The sequence below is a fragment of the Paraburkholderia sp. JHI869 genome (assembly GCF_038900775.1).
GTDB lineage: Bacteria > Pseudomonadota > Gammaproteobacteria > Burkholderiales > Burkholderiaceae > Paraburkholderia.
The window spans coordinates 1-16095 of sequence record NZ_JAYMSC010000055.1 but is presented as its reverse complement, the minus strand read 5'-3'; the positions used below and the strand labels follow the sequence as shown (position 1 = coordinate 16095).

The window sequence follows — 16095 nt, the reverse complement described above, 5'->3', positions numbered from 1 at the left end:
GCAACGAAGACACGCCCGCCACCACCACACGCCAAGCACGAAGCGCAATCGAGGGAGAACGCGTTGAGTTCCAGCAACACAACCATCGGCGGCAGCACCGCCACCGTGTCGCAGCAACTGCTCGACACCATGAACGGCACGAGTTCGAGTTCGAGCTCGTCGACGAGCGGCACGAGCGCGAGCGACCTGCAGACCACCTTCTTGCGGATGCTCGTCGCGCAATTGCAGAACCAGGACCCGACCAATCCGATGGACAGCTCGCAGATGACCTCGCAGCTCGCCCAGATCAACACGGTGTCGGGCATCCAGCAGCTCAATACGTCGCTGTCGTCGCTCTCCACGCAGCTTTCGGCTGGTCAGAACGCGCAGGCCGCGCTGCTGATCGGCTCGACCGTGCTCGCCCCGGGCAGCAGCGCCGCCGTGTCGAGCGGCTCGGCGCCACAACTTGGCGTCACGCTGCCGGCGGCGGTGTCGGACGTGAAGCTCACGATCACCAACTCGGCAGGCCAGGTCGTCAACACGCTCGACCTTGGCGCGCAGTCGGCGGGCACCGTGCCGGTGACCTGGAACGGCAAGGACACGGCGGGCAACACGGTCGCGGACGGCACCTACACGATCACCGCCAGCGCGACGACCAACGGCCAGTCCGCCACTGCAACCGCGCTCGTCGCGAGCCAGGTGCAGGGCGTGGTCCAGCAGTCGGACGGCACGGCGAGCCTCTCGCTCGCCAACGGCAAAACGGTCGCGCTTTCGAGCGTCGGCGCCATTCTCTGAACACGATAACCAACGCGAAAAGCGCGGAGTAGACAACCATGGGCTACCAGCAAGGATTGAGCGGCCTCGCCGCGTCGTCGAACGACCTCGACGTGATCGGCAACAACATCGCCAATGCGAACACCGTTGGCTTCAAGCAGAGCACGGCGCAGTTCGCCGACGTCTACGCGAACACCATCGCGACGTCGGTGGGCAACCAGATCGGCCTCGGCGCTTCGCTGCAGACCGTGCAGCAGGACTTCGCGCAAGGCACGATCAACACGACCGGCCAGGCGCTGAACGTCGCCATCAACGGCAACGGCTTCTTCCAGATGTCGAACAACGGCTCGATCACGTACTCGCGTAACGGCGTGTTCCAGCTCAACAAGAACGGCTATATCACCGACGCATCGGGCAACGACCTGATGGGCTATGCCGCCGATTCGACGGGCGTGGTCAATACGGCGCAAACCGTGCCGCTGCAGGTGCCGACCACGAACATCGCACCGGTCGCGACGACGAAAGTCACGGCGCAGGTGAACCTGAACGCGCAGGCCACGACGATTCCGGCGACTTCGACGTTCGATCCGAACGATTCGACCACCTACAGCTACTCGACCTCGATCACGGGCTACGACTCGCTCGGCGGCAAGCAGCAGATCAACCTCTACTACGTGCAGACCGCGACCGGCACGGCCGAAGTCTACGGCGGCGTGGCGGGCGGCACGATGACCGACCTCGGCGCGATGAACTTCGGCACCTCGGGCACGCTCACGGGCACCTCGGGCGGGACCTCGGGCGCGAACAACACCTTCACGCTCACCATCAACCCGACCGACGGCTCCGCCACGGGTCAGAAGATCACGATCGACGTGAGCGGCACGACGCAGTACGGCAGTGCGAACGGCGTGAACAACCTCGCGCAGGACGGCTACCCGAGCGGCACGCTCTCGAACTTCTCGATCGGCGCGGACGGCACCATCACCGGCAACTACTCGAACGGCCAGACCATGGCGCTCGGCCAGATCGTGCTCGCCAACTTCAACAACCCGAACGGCCTCGTGAACCTGGGCGGCAACCAGTTCCAGGAAACGTCGGCTTCGGGCGTCGCGCAGGTCTCCACGCCGGGCAGCACGAACCACGGCACGCTCACGGGCGGCGCGCTCGAATCGTCGAACGTCGACCTGACGAACCAGCTCGTCGACCTGATCACGGCCCAGCGCAACTATCAGGCGAACGCGCAGACCATCAAGACGCAGCAGACCGTCGACCAGACGCTGCTGCAGATGTAACGCGCCTAACCACGTACCGGGCACATCATGGACCGACTGATCTATACCGCGATGACGGGCGCGAGCCAGGCGCTCGAGCAGCAGGCCGTCGTCGCGAACAACCTCGCGAACGTCTCGACCACGGGCTTTCGCGCGCAGCTCGCCAACTTTCGCGCCGTGCCGATGTCGTTCGGCGACGGCTCGACGGTGAACGACCAGACCACGCGCACCTACGTGCTCTCGGCGACACCTGGCTCGGACATGACGCCCGGTGCGATCTCGCATACCGGCAACCCGCTCGACATCGCCATTCAGGGCCAGGGTTTCATGGCCGTGCAGACGGCCGACGGCAACGAGGCCTATACGCGCGCCGGCAACCTGCACGTCGATGAAAACGGCCAGCTCGTCACGGCTGCCAACCAGCAGGTGATCGGCGGCGGCGGCCCGATCGCGGTGCCGCCGGGTTCGGCGATCACGATCGGCAAGGACGGCACGGTTTCGGCCATCGCGCCGGGCAGCCCCGCCAACGCGATCGCCATGATCGACCAGATCAAGTTCGTCAACCCGCCGGCAGGTGCGCTCACGCGCGGCGACGACGGTCTTTTCCACACGTCGGACGGCAACCCCGCCGACGCGGACCAGACCGTGCAGGTTGCGACCGAGTCGGTCGAGGGCAGCAACGTGAATCCGGTCGCGGCGATGGTCTCGATGATCACCAACGCGCGCCAGTTCCAGATGCAGACCAAGCTGCTCTCGAACGCCGACCAGAACGAGCAGACCGCGAACCAGCTGCTCAACTTTAGCTAAGTCATTTCAGGCAAATGAAGGTCGCCTCGCGAAGCGCAATGCGCCGCGGGAGCCGGACCGGGAGAAATACACCGTGAACCGATCGCTTTACATCGCCGCCACCGGCATGCAGGCCCAGCAGTCGCAGATGGACGTGATCTCGAACAACCTCGCGAACGTGAGCACCAATGGCTTCAAGGGCTCGCGCGCAGTGTTCGAGGACCTCATGTACCAGACGCTGCGCCAGCCGGGTGCGAATTCGACCCAGCAAACCGAACTGCCCTCGGGCAGCCAGGTGGGCACGGGCGTGCAGCAGGTAGCCACCGAGCGTCTCTACACGCAGGGCAACCTGCAGCAGACCGGCAACTCGAAGGACGTGGCGGTCAACGGCGCGGGCTTCTTCCAGGTGCAGATGCCCGACGGCACGACGAACTACACGCGCGACGGCTCGTTCCAGACCAACTCGCAAGGCCAGCTCGTGACGGCGAGCGGCTACCAGGTGATCCCGGCGATCACGGTGCCCGCCAACGCCACCTCGCTCACCATCGGCAGCGACGGTGTGGTCACTGTCACGACGCCGGGTTCGGCCAACAACACGACGATCGGCACGCTGCAGCTCGCCATGTTCATCAACCCGGCCGGCCTGCAGTCGAACGGGCAGAACCTGATGTCGGAAACGGCTTCGTCGGGTGCGCCCACGGTTTCCACGCCGGGCCAGAACGGTTCGGGCACGCTCAATCAGGGCTACGTGGAATCGTCGAACGTGAACGTCGTGCAAGAGCTCGTGAACATGATCGAGACGCAGCGCGCCTATGAAATCAACAGCAAGGCGGTCACCACTTCTGACCAGATGCTGCAAACCCTCAGCCAGATGCAGGTCTGAGGTCGAGTTACCTGGTTAATCAAGTCGGTGAAGAATATGTCGCAGTCCGTTCGAAACCATCCTCGCAGCCGCGCACGGCGTCCGGGCAACGCCCGCATGCTCGTGCCGGCTGTGGCGCTCGCGATGCTGGCGGGCTGCGCCTACATTCCGAACAAGCAGCCTATCGTGCAGCAGCCGATGACGGCCGTGCCGCCCATGCCGCCCGCGAACAGCTCGCCGGGCGCCATCTACAACCCGGGCTACGCGGGACGGCCGCTCTTCGAGGACCAGCGTCCGCGCAATACCGGCGACATCCTCACGATCGTCATCTCCGAAAACATCAACGCGACCAAGTCATCGGGCGCGAACACCAAGCGCGGCGGCAGCACGAACTTCTCCGCGCCGGTCGCGGGCTTCGCGCCGGGCTTCTTCTCGCGCGCGAACCTCACGGCTTCGGGCGCGAACCAGTTCGACTCCACGGGCGGCGCGAACGCTTCGAACACGTTCACGGGCGTCATCACCGTGACCGTGACGAACGTGCTGCCCAACGGCAATCTCGTCGTGTCCGGCGAGAAGCAGATGCTCATCAACCAGGGCAATGAATACGTGCGCTTTTCCGGCGTCGTCAATCCGAACACCGTTGCCGGAGACAACTCCGTGCTCTCGACCGACGTCGCCGACGCAAAGATCGAATACTCCGCGAAAGGCGTGATCGACGAAGCCGAGACGATGGGCTGGCTGCAACGCTTCTTCCTGAACATCGCGCCATGGTAAAGATCCGCTTCCATCGTTCGCGCCGCTCGCGCGTGAAGGACGTGCTCGCCGCCCTGGGCGTGGCGTTCGGCTTCGTCGTCGCCTGCGGCGCGCTCGTCGCCTACGCGACGCCCGCACGCGCCGAGCGCGTGAAAGACCTCGCGACCTTCCAGGGCGTGCGCGACAACCCGCTAATCGGCTACGGCCTCGTGGTGGGCCTCGACGGCACGGGCGACCAGACGACCCAGGCGCCGTTCACGACGCAGACGCTCGCGAACATGCTCGCGAACCTCGGCATCTCGATCAACAACACGTCGAGCTCGTCGGGTTCCTCGTCGACGCTCAACAACATGCAGTTGAAGAACGTCGCCGCGGTGATGGTGACGGCCGTGCTGCCGCCGTTCGCGCGGCCGGGCGAGCAGATCGACATCACCGTGTCGTCGCTCGCCAACGCGAAGAGCATTCGCGGCGGCACGCTGCTGCTCACGCCGCTCAAGGGCGCCGACGGCCAGGTCTACGCGCTCGCCCAGGGCAACGTGGCCGTGGGCGGCGCGGGCGCGTCAGCCAACGGCAGCAAGGTGCAGGTGAACCAGCTCGCCGCGGGCCGCATTGCGGGCGGGGCGATCGTCGAGCGCTCGGTGATCTCGCCGGTCTCGCAGCAAGGCGGTCTCCTCACGCTGACCGTCAACGACATGGACTACGACACGACGCAGCGCATCGTTTCGGCCGTCAACAACATGTTCGGCCCGGGCACGGCTTCGCCGCTCGACGGCCGCACGATCCAGGTGCGCGGGCCGGCCGATCCGGCGTCGCAGGTGGGCTTTATCGCCCAGATCCAGGACCTCAACGTGAATCCGGCCACGCCGGCCGCGAAGGTGATCCTGAACGCGCGCACCGGCTCGATCGTCATGAACCAGATGGTGACGCTGGAGAGCTGCGCGGTCGCGCACGGCAATCTCTCGGTCGTCGTGAACACGCAGACGGCGGTGAGCCAGCCCGGCGCGTTCTCCAACGGCCAGACAGTGGCGACGCGCCAGTCGCAGATCCAGTTGAAGCAGGACAACGGAGCGCTCAAGCTCGTCACGGCGGGCGCCAATCTCGCCGAGGTCGTGAAGGCGCTCAACGCGCTGGGAGCCACGCCGGCGGATCTCATGTCGATCCTGCAGGCGATGAAGGCGGCGGGTGCACTGCGCGCCGATCTCGAGATCATCTAAGGGGTGTAACTTGGATAATACGAACAACATCGGCGGCGGCAGCCTCGACCTCACCAACCGCTTCGCACTCGACGTGCAGGGCTTCGACTCGATGCGCGCCGCGGCGAACGCTTCGCCCCAGCAGGGCGTGAAGATGGCCGCGAAGCAGTTCGACGCGGTCTTCACGCAGATGATGCTCAAGAGCATGCGCGACGCGACGCCCGACGACGGCCCGCTCGACTCGCACGACGGCGCGCAGTTCACCTCGATGATGGACCAGCAGCTCGCGCAGCAGATGTCGAACAAGGGCATCGGCGTGGCGAACGCCATGCTCAAGCAGCTCATGCGCACCATGGGTGGTGCTGCCGGCGCCGATGGCGCGGGTGGCGCCGGTGGTGCAGGCGGCGTGGCGGGCGCGATCTCGGGCCTGTCGGGCAAGGACGCGAGCGAAGGCAACCTGGCCATGCTCAACGCGCTCGGGCGCGCCTACGGCAACGCGTCGGCCAACGGCGCGCTCGCCAGCGGCTCGGGCTACAGCGGCAACAGCGCGCTCACGCCGCCGATCAAGGGCAACGGCGACGCCTCGGTGGACGCTTTCGTCGACAAGCTCGCCAATGCCGCGCAGCAGGCCAGCTCGACCACGGGCATTCCGGCGCGCTTCATTCTCGGCCAGGCCGCGCTCGAATCGGGCTGGGGCAAGCGCGAGATCAAGAACGCCGACGGCTCGACGAGCCACAACGTGTTCGGCATCAAGGCGAGCAAGGACTGGACCGGCAAGACCGTCTCGACGGTCACGACCGAGTACGTGAACGGCCAGCCGCATCGCGTGGTGGAGAAGTTCCGCGCCTACGACTCGTACGAAGACGCGATGACCGACTACGCCACGCTGCTCAAGAGCAACCCGCGCTACGCGTCGGTGATCAACGGCTCGAAGAGCGCCGAGGGCTTCGCGCACGGCATGCAGCGAGCGGGCTATGCCACCGACCCGCACTACGCGAAAAAGCTGCTGACGATCATGCAGCGGATGGCCTGAGCGCCGGCCCAACAGCGGGCTGGACGGCTGTCGTCGCGGTTGGCGTCAATTAGGCGACCGCAAACGTTGCCACCGCGCAGTTGCCGGAAGAAGCTGCGCGCGCGTGTTTCATGCAGGGAAAAGGTCCATTTTTTTTACGCCGATCCCTAAACTTTTTCGTCATGTCTGCCGCTAATGCAGGCGAGATGGAAAAGCAATCCGGGCAGTCAGACCGCCCGAACGGCGCGCGCGGAAAGGGTCCGCAGGCGCGCCGGCACGTTCACGAATTTCCGGCAGGCCCATGAATACCGTTCAGTCGAATCCACAGGAAGCAGGCGAGGGCGCGGAAGGTTCCCACGATTTCGGGCGCCGCAATCCCCTCGAGATCGGCGTCCAGCTACGCAATCTCGTCAATCGCGGTGACTTCCTGACCCTCCAGTATCGCGGCGGACAGCTCGTCACGCGCATTCTGGCCGTCAACGGGCGCGAGCGCACTTTCGTGTTCGACTGGGGCGCGATGCCCGAGCAGAACACCGGCGTGCTCGCCGCGCCCGAGTGCCTGTTCCACGCGTCGCCCGACGGCGTGCGCGTGGAGTTCAAGACGGCCACGCCGCGGCGCACCGAGTTCGAAGGGCGCCCCGCGTTCGAAGCCGATTTCCCCGAAGTGCTGTTCTACGTGCAGCGGCGCGAGTACTTCCGCGTCGACACGCCCGTGCTCGAGCCGTGCATCTGCCGAGGCGAGCTGCCGAGCGGCGGCCCGCGCTTCGCGTACGAGGTGCACGATCTCTCGCTCGGCGGCCTCGGGCTGCGCACGACCGACGAGCGCGTGGCCGAGCTCCCGATGGGGCTCGTGATGGCCGACGTCGAACTCGACCTGCGCTCGCACGGCAAGCTGCGCGTGGATCTCGGGCTCGTCGTGCTGCGCTTCATCGACCTGCCCAACGGCGATCGCCGCTATCACATGGGCTTTCGCTTCGACGCGCTGCCCGGTTCCGCCGAGAACACGCTGCAGCGCTATATCACGCAGCTCGAGATGAAGCGCCGCGCACTCGCGCGCGCCTGATCAGCACCGCCTCACCCGCATCACCCGCACAATCCGCATCACCTGGCCGGCGCAGCGCAAGTTGCGCCGGTTCGCCCGCCGCGCGGCCGGCGCGCACGTGGATACACGCACGCGCGCGCTAACGTTTTCGCCCCGGGTTTTACCCCCATCGGGCGCTCAATTTTTGCAGTGCGCTGCCGTTATACCGTGAGTACACCACGCGGTTTGCCAGGGGGGCAGGCCGCTTTCGAGGATCACGCATGTCCAACATTTTCTCGATCGGTCTGAGCGGCCTGCAGGCGGCGCAGATTGGTATCTCGACCACCGGCGAGAACATCAGCAACTCGACCACTGCGGGCTACACCGTCGAGTCGCCGGTGTACCAGGAATCGGCTGGTCAGTACACGTCGAGCGGCTATATCGGCAGCGGCGTCACCACCGCGACCGTGCAGCGCGCGTACAGCCAGTACCTCACGACGGCTGTCAACAACGCGCAGTCGTCCAGCAGTGCGTACACGGCCTCGTACAACCTCGCCACGCAGCTCGCGAACCTCGTGGGCAGCCCGACGGCGGGCATCTCCACCGCGATCACGAACTTCTTCACGGGCCTGCAGAACGTTTCGAACGCGCCTTCGGATACCGCGACGCGCCAGACCGTGCTCTCCGACGCGCAGACGCTCGCCACCCAGATCAACGCCGCGAGCCAGCAGTACGACTCGATGCGCCAGAGCGTGAATACGCAGCTCACGAGCTCGGTCTCGCAGATCAACACCTACACCCAGCAGATCGCCAGCCTCAACGCGCAGATCACGGCGGCAAGCTCGGGCGGCCAGCAGCCCAACCAGCTGCTCGACCAGCGCGACCAGGCGGTTGCGAACCTCTCGCAGCTCGTGGGCGTCCAGGTGGTGCAGGGCAGCAGCGGCTACAGCGTGTTCCTCGGCAACGGCCAGCCGCTCGTGGTGAGCGACCAGAGCTACAACCTCGGCACCCAGCCGACGAGCACCAACCCGTCCGAACTGCAGGTGACGTGGGTGGGCTTGAACGGCGCGAGCGCGTCGTCGCTCGGCACGCCGCAGGTGCTCAACGCGTCCGCCGTGCAAGGCGGCACCGTGGGCGGGCTCGTCTCGTTCGTGCAGAACACGCTCGATCCGGCTGAGTCGCAACTGGGCGCGATCGTCACGAGCTTCACCGCGCAGGTGAACGCGCAGAACGCGCTTGGTCTCACGCTCTCGGGCGGCAGCGGCGGCGCCCTCTTCACGGTGGGCAACCCGATCGTCACGGCGAGCTCGACGAACCCCGACCCGTCGACCTCGGTCAGCGCGACGCTCACGAACTCCACGCAGCCGCCCACCGACAACTACTCGCTGAGCTACGACGGCAGCAACTGGAACCTCACGGACACGACGACGAACAAGCTCGTCGATACGCAGCCGAACGGCACCGCGCCGATCACGATCGGCGGCTTCTCGATTACGCCTACGGGCACGGTGAGCAAGGGCGACACGTTCGCGATCCAGCCGACGGCCGGTGCGCTCGCGAGCTTCTCGGTCGCGACCACGGACCCGGCAGCCATCGCGGCGGCTACGCCGGTGGTCGTTTCGGCCGCCACGACCAACGCCGGCACGGGCACGATTTCGCAGGGCTCGGTCAGTGCGGGCTATTCGACCTCGGCCACGCCGCTCACGCTGACCTATACGTCGTCGAGCAGCACGGCCGGCACGCTGAGCGGGTTCCCGAACGGGACGCAGGTGCAGATCACCGTGCCCGGATCGACCACGCCGACGACGGTCACGATCAGCGCGACCACCCCGAGCGTGAACTACGACCCGAGCACGGGCGCGACGTTTACGATCGTCGGCGCCACGGACTCGAGCGGCGGCACCACGAACAACGTCAGCTTCACGCTGAACGGCACGCCCTCGAGCGGCGACACCTTCACGATCACAAAGAACAGCAGCGGCACGCAGGACGGCCGTAACGCGCTCGCGCTCTCGAATCTCACGTCGAGCACGGCGTTCACGGGCTCGAATACGCTGACTTCGGCGTACTCGGACTACGTCAACACGATCGGCAACACGGCGAGCCAGCTCAAGGCGTCGAGCACCTCGCAGCAATCGCTCGTCACGCAGCTCACCTCGCAGCAGCAATCGGTGCAGGGCGTGAACCTCGACGAAGAGGCGGCGAACCTGCTGCAGTACCAGCAGCTCTATCAGGCCAACAGCAAGGTGATCCAGACGGCGGCGACGCTGTTCCAGACCCTGCTCGGCATTTTCCAGTGAGGCGCTGACCCATGCGTATCGCGACTTCCCAGATTTACACCTCCAGCGTCTCGACGATGGAAAACCAGCAGTCCCAGCTCCTGCAGGTCCAGCAGCAGATCTCGAGCGGCCAGGCGATCTCGAATCCCGGCGACGATCCGCTCGGCGCCGCCCAGGCGGTCACGCTTTCCGCGACCAGCGCGACGCTCACGCAGTACACGTCGAACCAGTCCACGGCGCTCACCGCGCTGCAGCTGGAAGACACGACGCTCTCGAGCGTCAATACGATGCTGACGAACATCAACTCGCTCGTGATCTCGGCGCAGAACGGCTCGCTCAACGACAACGACCGCCAGGCGATCGCCAAGCAGATGGAGGGCTACCGCAACCAGCTGCTCACGCTCGCCAACACGACGGACGGCACGGGCAATTACATCTTCGCCGGATTCCAGACCACGGCGCAGGTGTTCACGAACAAGTCGGGCGGCGGCGTGACCTACAACGGCGACTCGGGCCAGCGCGTGATGCAGGTGGCCGGCACGCGCACGCTCGCCGTGGGCGACACGGGCTCGTCGGTGTTCCAGAGCGTGCAGGCCGTGGGCACGGATATCGTGCCCTCGGGCAGCTTGACGAACACCGGCACGGGCGTGATCAGCGCCGTGACGGTGTCGGATCCTACGCAGGCGACCAACAACGACAGCTACGCGATCAACTTCACCACCGACAGCAGCGGCAATCTGGCCTACACGGTGACCGACAAGACCACGGGCACGACGTCCGCCACGCCGATCGCGTACACGGAAGGCTCGGCGATCCAGCTCGGCAGCGGCATGAGCGTGACGATGTCGGGCACGCCGGTCTCGGGCGACGCGTTTGGCGTCACGCCCGCCACGTCGTCGCAGAACTCCGACGTGTTCGCCAGCATCGACAACATCATCAGCGCGCTGAACACGGCCACGGGCAACACACCGACCGGCGTCGCGAACATGACCAACGCGCTGAACACGGGCTTGACCCAGCTCGGCAACTCGATCTCGAACGTCACCACGGTGCAGGCTTCGGTGGGCGGCCGCGAGCAGGAAGTGAAAGCGTTGCAGACGGTCACGTCGACCAACTCGCTGCAGATCACGTCGAATCTCGACGACATCATGAGCACCAACACGGTGGCGGCGATCAGCCAGTACGAGCAGCTTTCGAATGCGCTCACGGCCTCGCAGAAGAGCTTTGCCGCGACGCAGAACCTCTCGCTGTTCCAGTACATCAACCCCTGACGCGCGAGGCGTCGGGCGGTCGAAAAAAAGCGGACTTCGGTCCGCTTTTTTGTTGCCTCGTGTGATTGCCGCCTGCGCACTGGCGAAGCCCAGGGCTTCAACCCGGCGGGCGCAGCCCGGCGGCCACGCGGCCCATCTGGTCGATGCCGCTGTCGAACAGGCGCGCGAAGTAGGGAATCAGGTTCGGCATCATGAGCTGGATAAGCAGCATGCCCACGAGCATCGTGAGCGCGAAGCCGATCTGGAAGATGCCGATCTGCGGGGCCGCGCGGTTCAGAATGCCGAGCGAAAGATTGGTGATGAGGAGCGCGACCACCACTGGCAGCGAGAGCAGCAGTCCCGAGGTGAGTATCGTCGCGCCATAGTTCGCGATGAGCTGCCAGCCCGACGCGCCCAGCACGCTCGCCGTGACCGGTAGCGTCTGGAACGTGGCGACGAGCGCCGCGAGCATCTGCAGATGGCCGTCGAACACGAGGAAGGCGAGCATCGCCATCATGTTCAGCCACGAGGAGAGCGCGGGCGTGCTGGTGTTGGCCTGCGGGTCGAAGAAGCTCGCGAAGCCCAGACCCATGCCGAGGCTCATCATGTCGCCCGCGGCGGTCACGACGGCGAAGACGAGCTGCATCGTGAAGCCGAGCGCAACGCCGATCAGGAACTGGTTGAGGAGGATCCACACGCCCTCGGCGGAAAACACCGTGACCTGCGGCATTGCGCCGAGCGTAGGCGCGACGATCAGCGTGACGAAGCCCGCGAGCCCGATCTTCACACGCGTCGGCACGGAGCGGTTGCCCACCACGGGCGCGACCGCCATGAGCGCCAGAATGCGCGTGAACGGCCAGAGGAACGCCGTGAGCCAGGCGTTGAGCTGCGCGTAAGTGACCGTGAACATCGTGTGCGGGAAGAGGGGCGCCGAAAGCGCAGCGGCGCGGCCTAGCCTGCGAGCTGCGGAATGCTCGTGAAGATGCGGTGCATGTAGTCGATCATCGTCGTGAGCATCCACGGCCCGGCGATCACGAGCGTGACCGCAATGGCGATCAGCTTCGGGATGAACGAGAGCGTGGACTCGTTGATCTGCGTGGCCGCCTGGAACAGGCTCACCACCAGACCCACGACGAGCGACACGAGCAACAGCGGCGCGGCAAGCAGGAGCGCCACATACATGGCTTCGTGGGAAAGCGTCATGACCATTTCGGGCGTCATGTCAGTGTCCTCAGGTGAAGCTCTGCGCGAGCGAGCCGATCAGCAGTTGCCAGCCGTCCACCAGCACGAACAGCATGAGCTTGAACGGCAGCGAGATCGTGGCGGGCGAGACCATCATCATACCCATCGACATCAGCACGCTCGCCACCACCAGGTCGATGATGAGAAACGGGATGAAGATCGTGAAGCCGATCTGGAAGCCCGTCTTCAGCTCGCTCGTGACGAACGAGGGCACGAGCAGCGTGAGCGGCACGTCCTCGGGGCCTTGCATGGGCGCCGCGTGCGAGATGCGCGCGAAGAGCGCGAGGTCGGACTCGCGGGTCTGGCGCAGCATGAAGGTCTTGAAGGGCGCGACGCCGCGCGCGACAGCGTCGTCCATCGAAATCGTGCCGGCCGAGAACGGCTTGTAGCCGTCGTTGTAAGCCTTGTCGAGCACGGGCGACATCACGAACAGCGTGAGAAAGAGCGCGAGGCCCACGAGCACCTGGTTGGGCGGCGTGGTCGTCGTGCCGAGCGCCTGGCGCAGCAGCGAGAGCACGATGATGATGCGCGTGAAGCTCGTCATCATCAGCACCATCGCCGGCAGGAACGACAGCATCGTGAGCAGCAGCATCGTCTGCACGCTCAGCGAATACGTGGTGCCGCCGTTGGGGCCCGGACTCGTATTGAAGGCGGGCAGCCCCGCCGGTTGTGCCGCTTGCGCGTGCGCGAGGTGCGGCAGGGCCAGGGCGAATGCGCCCGCGCCGAGCATCAACGCGAACGGCAGCGCCGTTCTGGCGATCTTTGCGAGGGTAGCCGCGCGCGCGCGGGCGTCGCCGCCTGCGCCCGGCGCATAAAGGGAACTGCCGTGCATTTACTGCGCTCCGCCGTCGTGACGCATGAAACGCGCGTTGATGCGTTTATTCGCCTCGCTTTTCAGCGCGTCACGAAAGCGCTGAGCGAAGTTGCCCGAGAGGGCGGGGGCGTTGGGCGCAGCCGCTGCGACGCCTGCGGGAAGTTCGCCCGCGGGCAGCGTGTGGAGCAGGCGCACGTTGCCGGGCGCGGCGCCCAGCACGAGCCAGGTGTCGCCGATCTCGACCACAGCCACGCGCTCCTTGCCGCCGAGCGATGCGCCGCCCACGGTCTTCACGAGCGCGTTCTTCGGGCCGTGCTGAAGGCCGAGGCGCCGCGCGAGCCACGCGCAGCCGAACACCACGCCGATCACGAGCGCAAGCCCCAGCACCGTCTGCACAACCGCGCCGAAACCGAGCGCGGGGACTGCGCTGCCGGCGATCACAGCCGAGGCGCCAGACGCCGTTGAGGCCGCGCGGGTGGCTTCGTTGACCGCCTGAAGGTCGGCGGCTCGCGCGCTCATGACCGCGAAAACGGCGGCGCCGGCGAGCGAGAGGTGCACGGCGAGGCGCCACGAGAATCGCAGCACCCGCGCGCCGCGGGACTTGCCCGCTCGCTGCACGTTGGTGCCAGAAGCGGCGCCGGCAACAGCCTGGGGTTTCATCGGTTCAGCTTCCGGATCCGCTCGGACGGCGTGATGATGTCGGTCAGACGAATGCCAAACTTGTCGTTCACGACCACCACTTCGCCCTGGGCGATGAGGCAGCCGTTCACGAGCACGTCCATCGGCTCGCCGGCCATGCCGTCGAGTTCCACGACCGAGCCCTGCGCGAGCTGCAGCAGGTTGCGGATGGCGATCTTGGTGCGGCCCAGTTCCACGGTCATCTGGACGGGAATGTCCAGAATCATGTCGATGTCGTTGGCCGTCTTCGTCGAATCGACCTTCGAGAGCGGCTGGAACACGGCCGCCGGTTGCGCGGCGGGCGCTTCGTTGCTGTTCTGCTCCGCGAGCGCGCTCGCCCAGTCGTCGAGCGACGAGTCGCCGCCCGCGTCCTGCGCGGCGACGTCCATCGCCGGGTCGAGCACCGGCTCGTCTGCGCTCGTGCCGTTTACGTCACTCATATCCACCTTCCTTCATCGTGTCGGCTGCGCTGATCATCTTCTGGACCCGCAACGCGTATTGACCATTGAAAATTCCGTAGCCGCACTCCATCACGGGCACGCCGTCCACCTTGGCGGTGATGTGCTCCGCGACGTTCATGGGCAGCACGTCGCCCTTCTTCATGTTCAGGATCTGCTCGAACGTCACCGGCACCTGCGCGAGGTCGGCCGTGAGCTCGACTTCGGCGGCCTGCACCTGCTTCGAGAGCACGCGCACCCAGCGGCGGTCCACGTCGAGCACTTCGCCTTGCAGCGGCGAGGCGAGCACGTCGCGGATCGGCTCGATCATCGAGTACGGCATGCAGATGTGCAGCGTGCCGCCCGTCGGCCCGAATTCGATCGAGAACTGCGTGACGATCACGATCTCGTTGGGCGTGGCAACGTTTGCGAACTGCGTATGCATTTCGGAGCGCACGTATTCGAACTGCAGCGGGCGCACGCTCTTCCACGCGGTCGTGTAGTGCTCGAACACGAGATTGAGCAGCTTGCCGATGATGCGCTGTTCGGTTTGCGTGAAGTCGCGGCCTTCCACACGCGTGTGAAAGCGCCCGTCGCCGCCGAAGAGGTTGTCCACGACGAAGAACACGAGGTTCGGGTCGAACACGAACAGCGACGTGCCGCGCAGCGGTTTCACGTGCACGAGGTTCAGGTTCGTCGGGATCGGCAGGTTGCGGGTGAACTCGCTGTACTTCTGCACGCGCACCGGACCCACCGAGATCTCGGCGGTGCGGCGCATGAAATTGAAGACGCCGACGCGCAACAGGCGCGCGAAGCGCTCGTTGATGATTTCGAGGCCCGGCATGCGGCCGCGAACGATACGCTCCTGCGTCGCGATGTTGTAGGGCCGTACGCCCTGCTTATCGGAGCCGCTCGAATCGGAATCGACTTCGCCGGTGACGCCTTTGAGGAGGGCATCGACCTCCTCCTGGGACATGAACTCGTCGTGACCCATCGTCATGATGACTGGCCCTCCATCGCGGGATTCATTTCAGCCACGCTCACTGGACGACGAATTCGGTGAACAGCACGTCCTCGACGTGCATCGGCTTTTCGCTAGCCGCCGAAGGCTGCGAGATCAGCACGGCGAGCTCGGTGGCGAGCGCACGCTTGCCGTCGAGCGGCGCGAGGTCGGACGGATGCTTGTTCGAGAGCGCGAGCAACAGGCGGCTGCGGATCTCGGGCATGCGCGCGACGAGCGCGTCCTGGGTGGCCTGGTTGTCGAGCTTGAGCGTGAGGCCGATGCGCAGGTAGTGCGATTCGCCGTCGTCGGACTGCAGGTTGACGGTCATCGGCTCGAGCGCGTAGTACACGGGCGCGACCGGCGGCGCCGCGGCCGGGGTGGCCGGCGCGCTCGCCGTGTGGCGCGACATGAAGAACCACGTCGCGCCGCCCGCTGCGGCGGCGGCGAGGATCGCAATGAGCGCGATGACGATAATGCGCTTCATCGGTCCGGGTTTCGCGCCCTGGGGCGCTGCTTGCTGGGATGCGGTGGTGGTCGCCATGTCGAAAAGTCAGCCTGGGATGCTTGCAAGGGTCCGGGGCGCCGACCTGATGGTCAGTCCGGGCATGCTGCATTGTTCCGGCTTTTGCCTTTCAGCGATGGGAGGAATAGACGGGGGAATTCCGGCTATCTCGTGGTTTTGTTGCGCGCCGCGGCAAGCCGGGCGCGCGATGCGTCATGCGCTCTGGGGCGAACGCACAC

At 65.9% G+C, this 16095-nt stretch carries 18 protein-coding genes; 11 read left to right on the top strand and 7 right to left on the bottom strand.

The genetic code is table 11. From position 1 onward, the window contains the following. Positions 1-129: 129 nt before the first annotated feature. From VSR72_RS42245 to flgL, 10 genes are all read left to right on the top strand, one after another. Positions 130-774, top strand: a complete 645-nt coding sequence (locus VSR72_RS42245; RefSeq protein ID WP_342958130.1) for a flagellar hook assembly protein FlgD — start codon at positions 130-132, stop codon at positions 772-774. Positions 775-812: 38 nt separating this feature from the next. After that, positions 813-2045: a flagellar hook protein FlgE gene (gene flgE, locus VSR72_RS42240; protein ID WP_342958114.1), complete on the top strand. Its 1233-nt coding sequence runs from the start codon at positions 813-815 to the stop codon at positions 2043-2045. Positions 2046-2072: 27 nt separating this feature from the next. After that, entirely contained in the window at positions 2073-2831 is a 759-nt protein-coding gene (gene flgF / locus VSR72_RS42235; RefSeq protein WP_342958113.1) for a flagellar basal-body rod protein FlgF, read from the top strand. A gap of 73 nt (positions 2832-2904) precedes the next feature. Beyond that, complete coding sequence (gene flgG, locus VSR72_RS42230; protein ID WP_342958112.1) at positions 2905-3693, top strand: flagellar basal-body rod protein FlgG; 789 nt, start codon at positions 2905-2907, stop codon at positions 3691-3693. 96 nt (positions 3694-3789) lie between these two features. Next, positions 3790-4446, top strand: a complete 657-nt coding sequence (locus VSR72_RS42225) for a flagellar basal body L-ring protein FlgH (RefSeq protein WP_342958129.1) — start codon at positions 3790-3792, stop codon at positions 4444-4446. After that, positions 4440-5639 (top strand): flagellar basal body P-ring protein FlgI, encoded by a 1200-nt coding sequence (locus VSR72_RS42220; RefSeq protein ID WP_342958111.1) that lies wholly within the window; start codon positions 4440-4442, stop codon positions 5637-5639. Before VSR72_RS42225 ends, VSR72_RS42220 begins: the two co-directional genes overlap by 7 nt. 10 nt (positions 5640-5649) lie before the next feature. Next, positions 5650-6651, top strand: a complete 1002-nt coding sequence (flgJ, locus tag VSR72_RS42215) for a flagellar assembly peptidoglycan hydrolase FlgJ (RefSeq protein WP_342958110.1) — start codon at positions 5650-5652, stop codon at positions 6649-6651. Positions 6652-6931: 280 nt separating this feature from the next. Further along, positions 6932-7693, top strand: a complete 762-nt coding sequence (locus tag VSR72_RS42210; RefSeq protein WP_342958109.1) for a flagellar brake protein — start codon at positions 6932-6934, stop codon at positions 7691-7693. Positions 7694-7932: 239 nt separating this feature from the next. Then, positions 7933-9951: a flagellar hook-associated protein FlgK gene (gene flgK / locus VSR72_RS42205; protein ID WP_342958108.1), complete on the top strand. Its 2019-nt coding sequence runs from the start codon at positions 7933-7935 to the stop codon at positions 9949-9951. Between the two features lie 11 nt (positions 9952-9962). After that, a complete protein-coding gene (gene flgL, locus VSR72_RS42200; RefSeq protein ID WP_342958107.1) occupies positions 9963-11201 on the top strand; it encodes a flagellar hook-associated protein FlgL in 1239 nt (412 codons plus the stop codon). Between the two features lie 97 nt (positions 11202-11298). On the opposite strand, the gene fliR is transcribed toward flgL, so the two are convergent. The 7 genes from fliR to fliL all read right to left on the bottom strand — a co-directional run bounded on the left by fliR (position 11299) and on the right by fliL (position 15895). Next, positions 11299-12090 carry a flagellar biosynthetic protein FliR gene (gene fliR, locus VSR72_RS42195; RefSeq protein ID WP_342958106.1) on the bottom strand — a complete coding sequence of 264 codons (792 nt, stop codon included), beginning with the start codon at positions 12088-12090 and terminating at the stop codon, positions 11299-11301. Between the two features lie 41 nt (positions 12091-12131). Further along, a complete protein-coding gene (gene fliQ, locus VSR72_RS42190) occupies positions 12132-12401 on the bottom strand; it encodes a flagellar biosynthesis protein FliQ (RefSeq protein WP_342958105.1) in 270 nt (89 codons plus the stop codon). Between the two features lie 10 nt (positions 12402-12411). Beyond that, positions 12412-13152, bottom strand: a complete 741-nt coding sequence (fliP, locus tag VSR72_RS42185) for a flagellar type III secretion system pore protein FliP (RefSeq protein WP_342958128.1) — start codon at positions 13150-13152, stop codon at positions 12412-12414. Positions 13153-13254: 102 nt separating this feature from the next. Then, a complete protein-coding gene (gene fliO, locus VSR72_RS42180; protein WP_342958127.1) occupies positions 13255-13755 on the bottom strand; it encodes a flagellar biosynthetic protein FliO in 501 nt (166 codons plus the stop codon). Positions 13756-13892: 137 nt separating this feature from the next. Beyond that, a complete protein-coding gene (fliN, locus tag VSR72_RS42175) occupies positions 13893-14354 on the bottom strand; it encodes a flagellar motor switch protein FliN (RefSeq protein WP_342958104.1) in 462 nt (153 codons plus the stop codon). Next, complete coding sequence (gene fliM / locus VSR72_RS42170) at positions 14347-15345, bottom strand: flagellar motor switch protein FliM (protein WP_342958126.1); 999 nt, start codon at positions 15343-15345, stop codon at positions 14347-14349. Before fliM ends, fliN begins: the two co-directional genes overlap by 8 nt. 46 nt (positions 15346-15391) lie before the next feature. Further along, entirely contained in the window at positions 15392-15895 is a 504-nt protein-coding gene (gene fliL, locus VSR72_RS42165) for a flagellar basal body-associated protein FliL (protein WP_342958103.1), read from the bottom strand. Here fliL and VSR72_RS42160 point away from each other — a divergent pair. After that, a partial coding sequence (locus tag VSR72_RS42160) for a hypothetical protein (protein ID WP_342958135.1) occupies positions 15810-16095 on the top strand: 286 nt, incomplete at its 3' end. The two genes, fliL and VSR72_RS42160, sit on opposite strands and share 86 nt — an antisense overlap.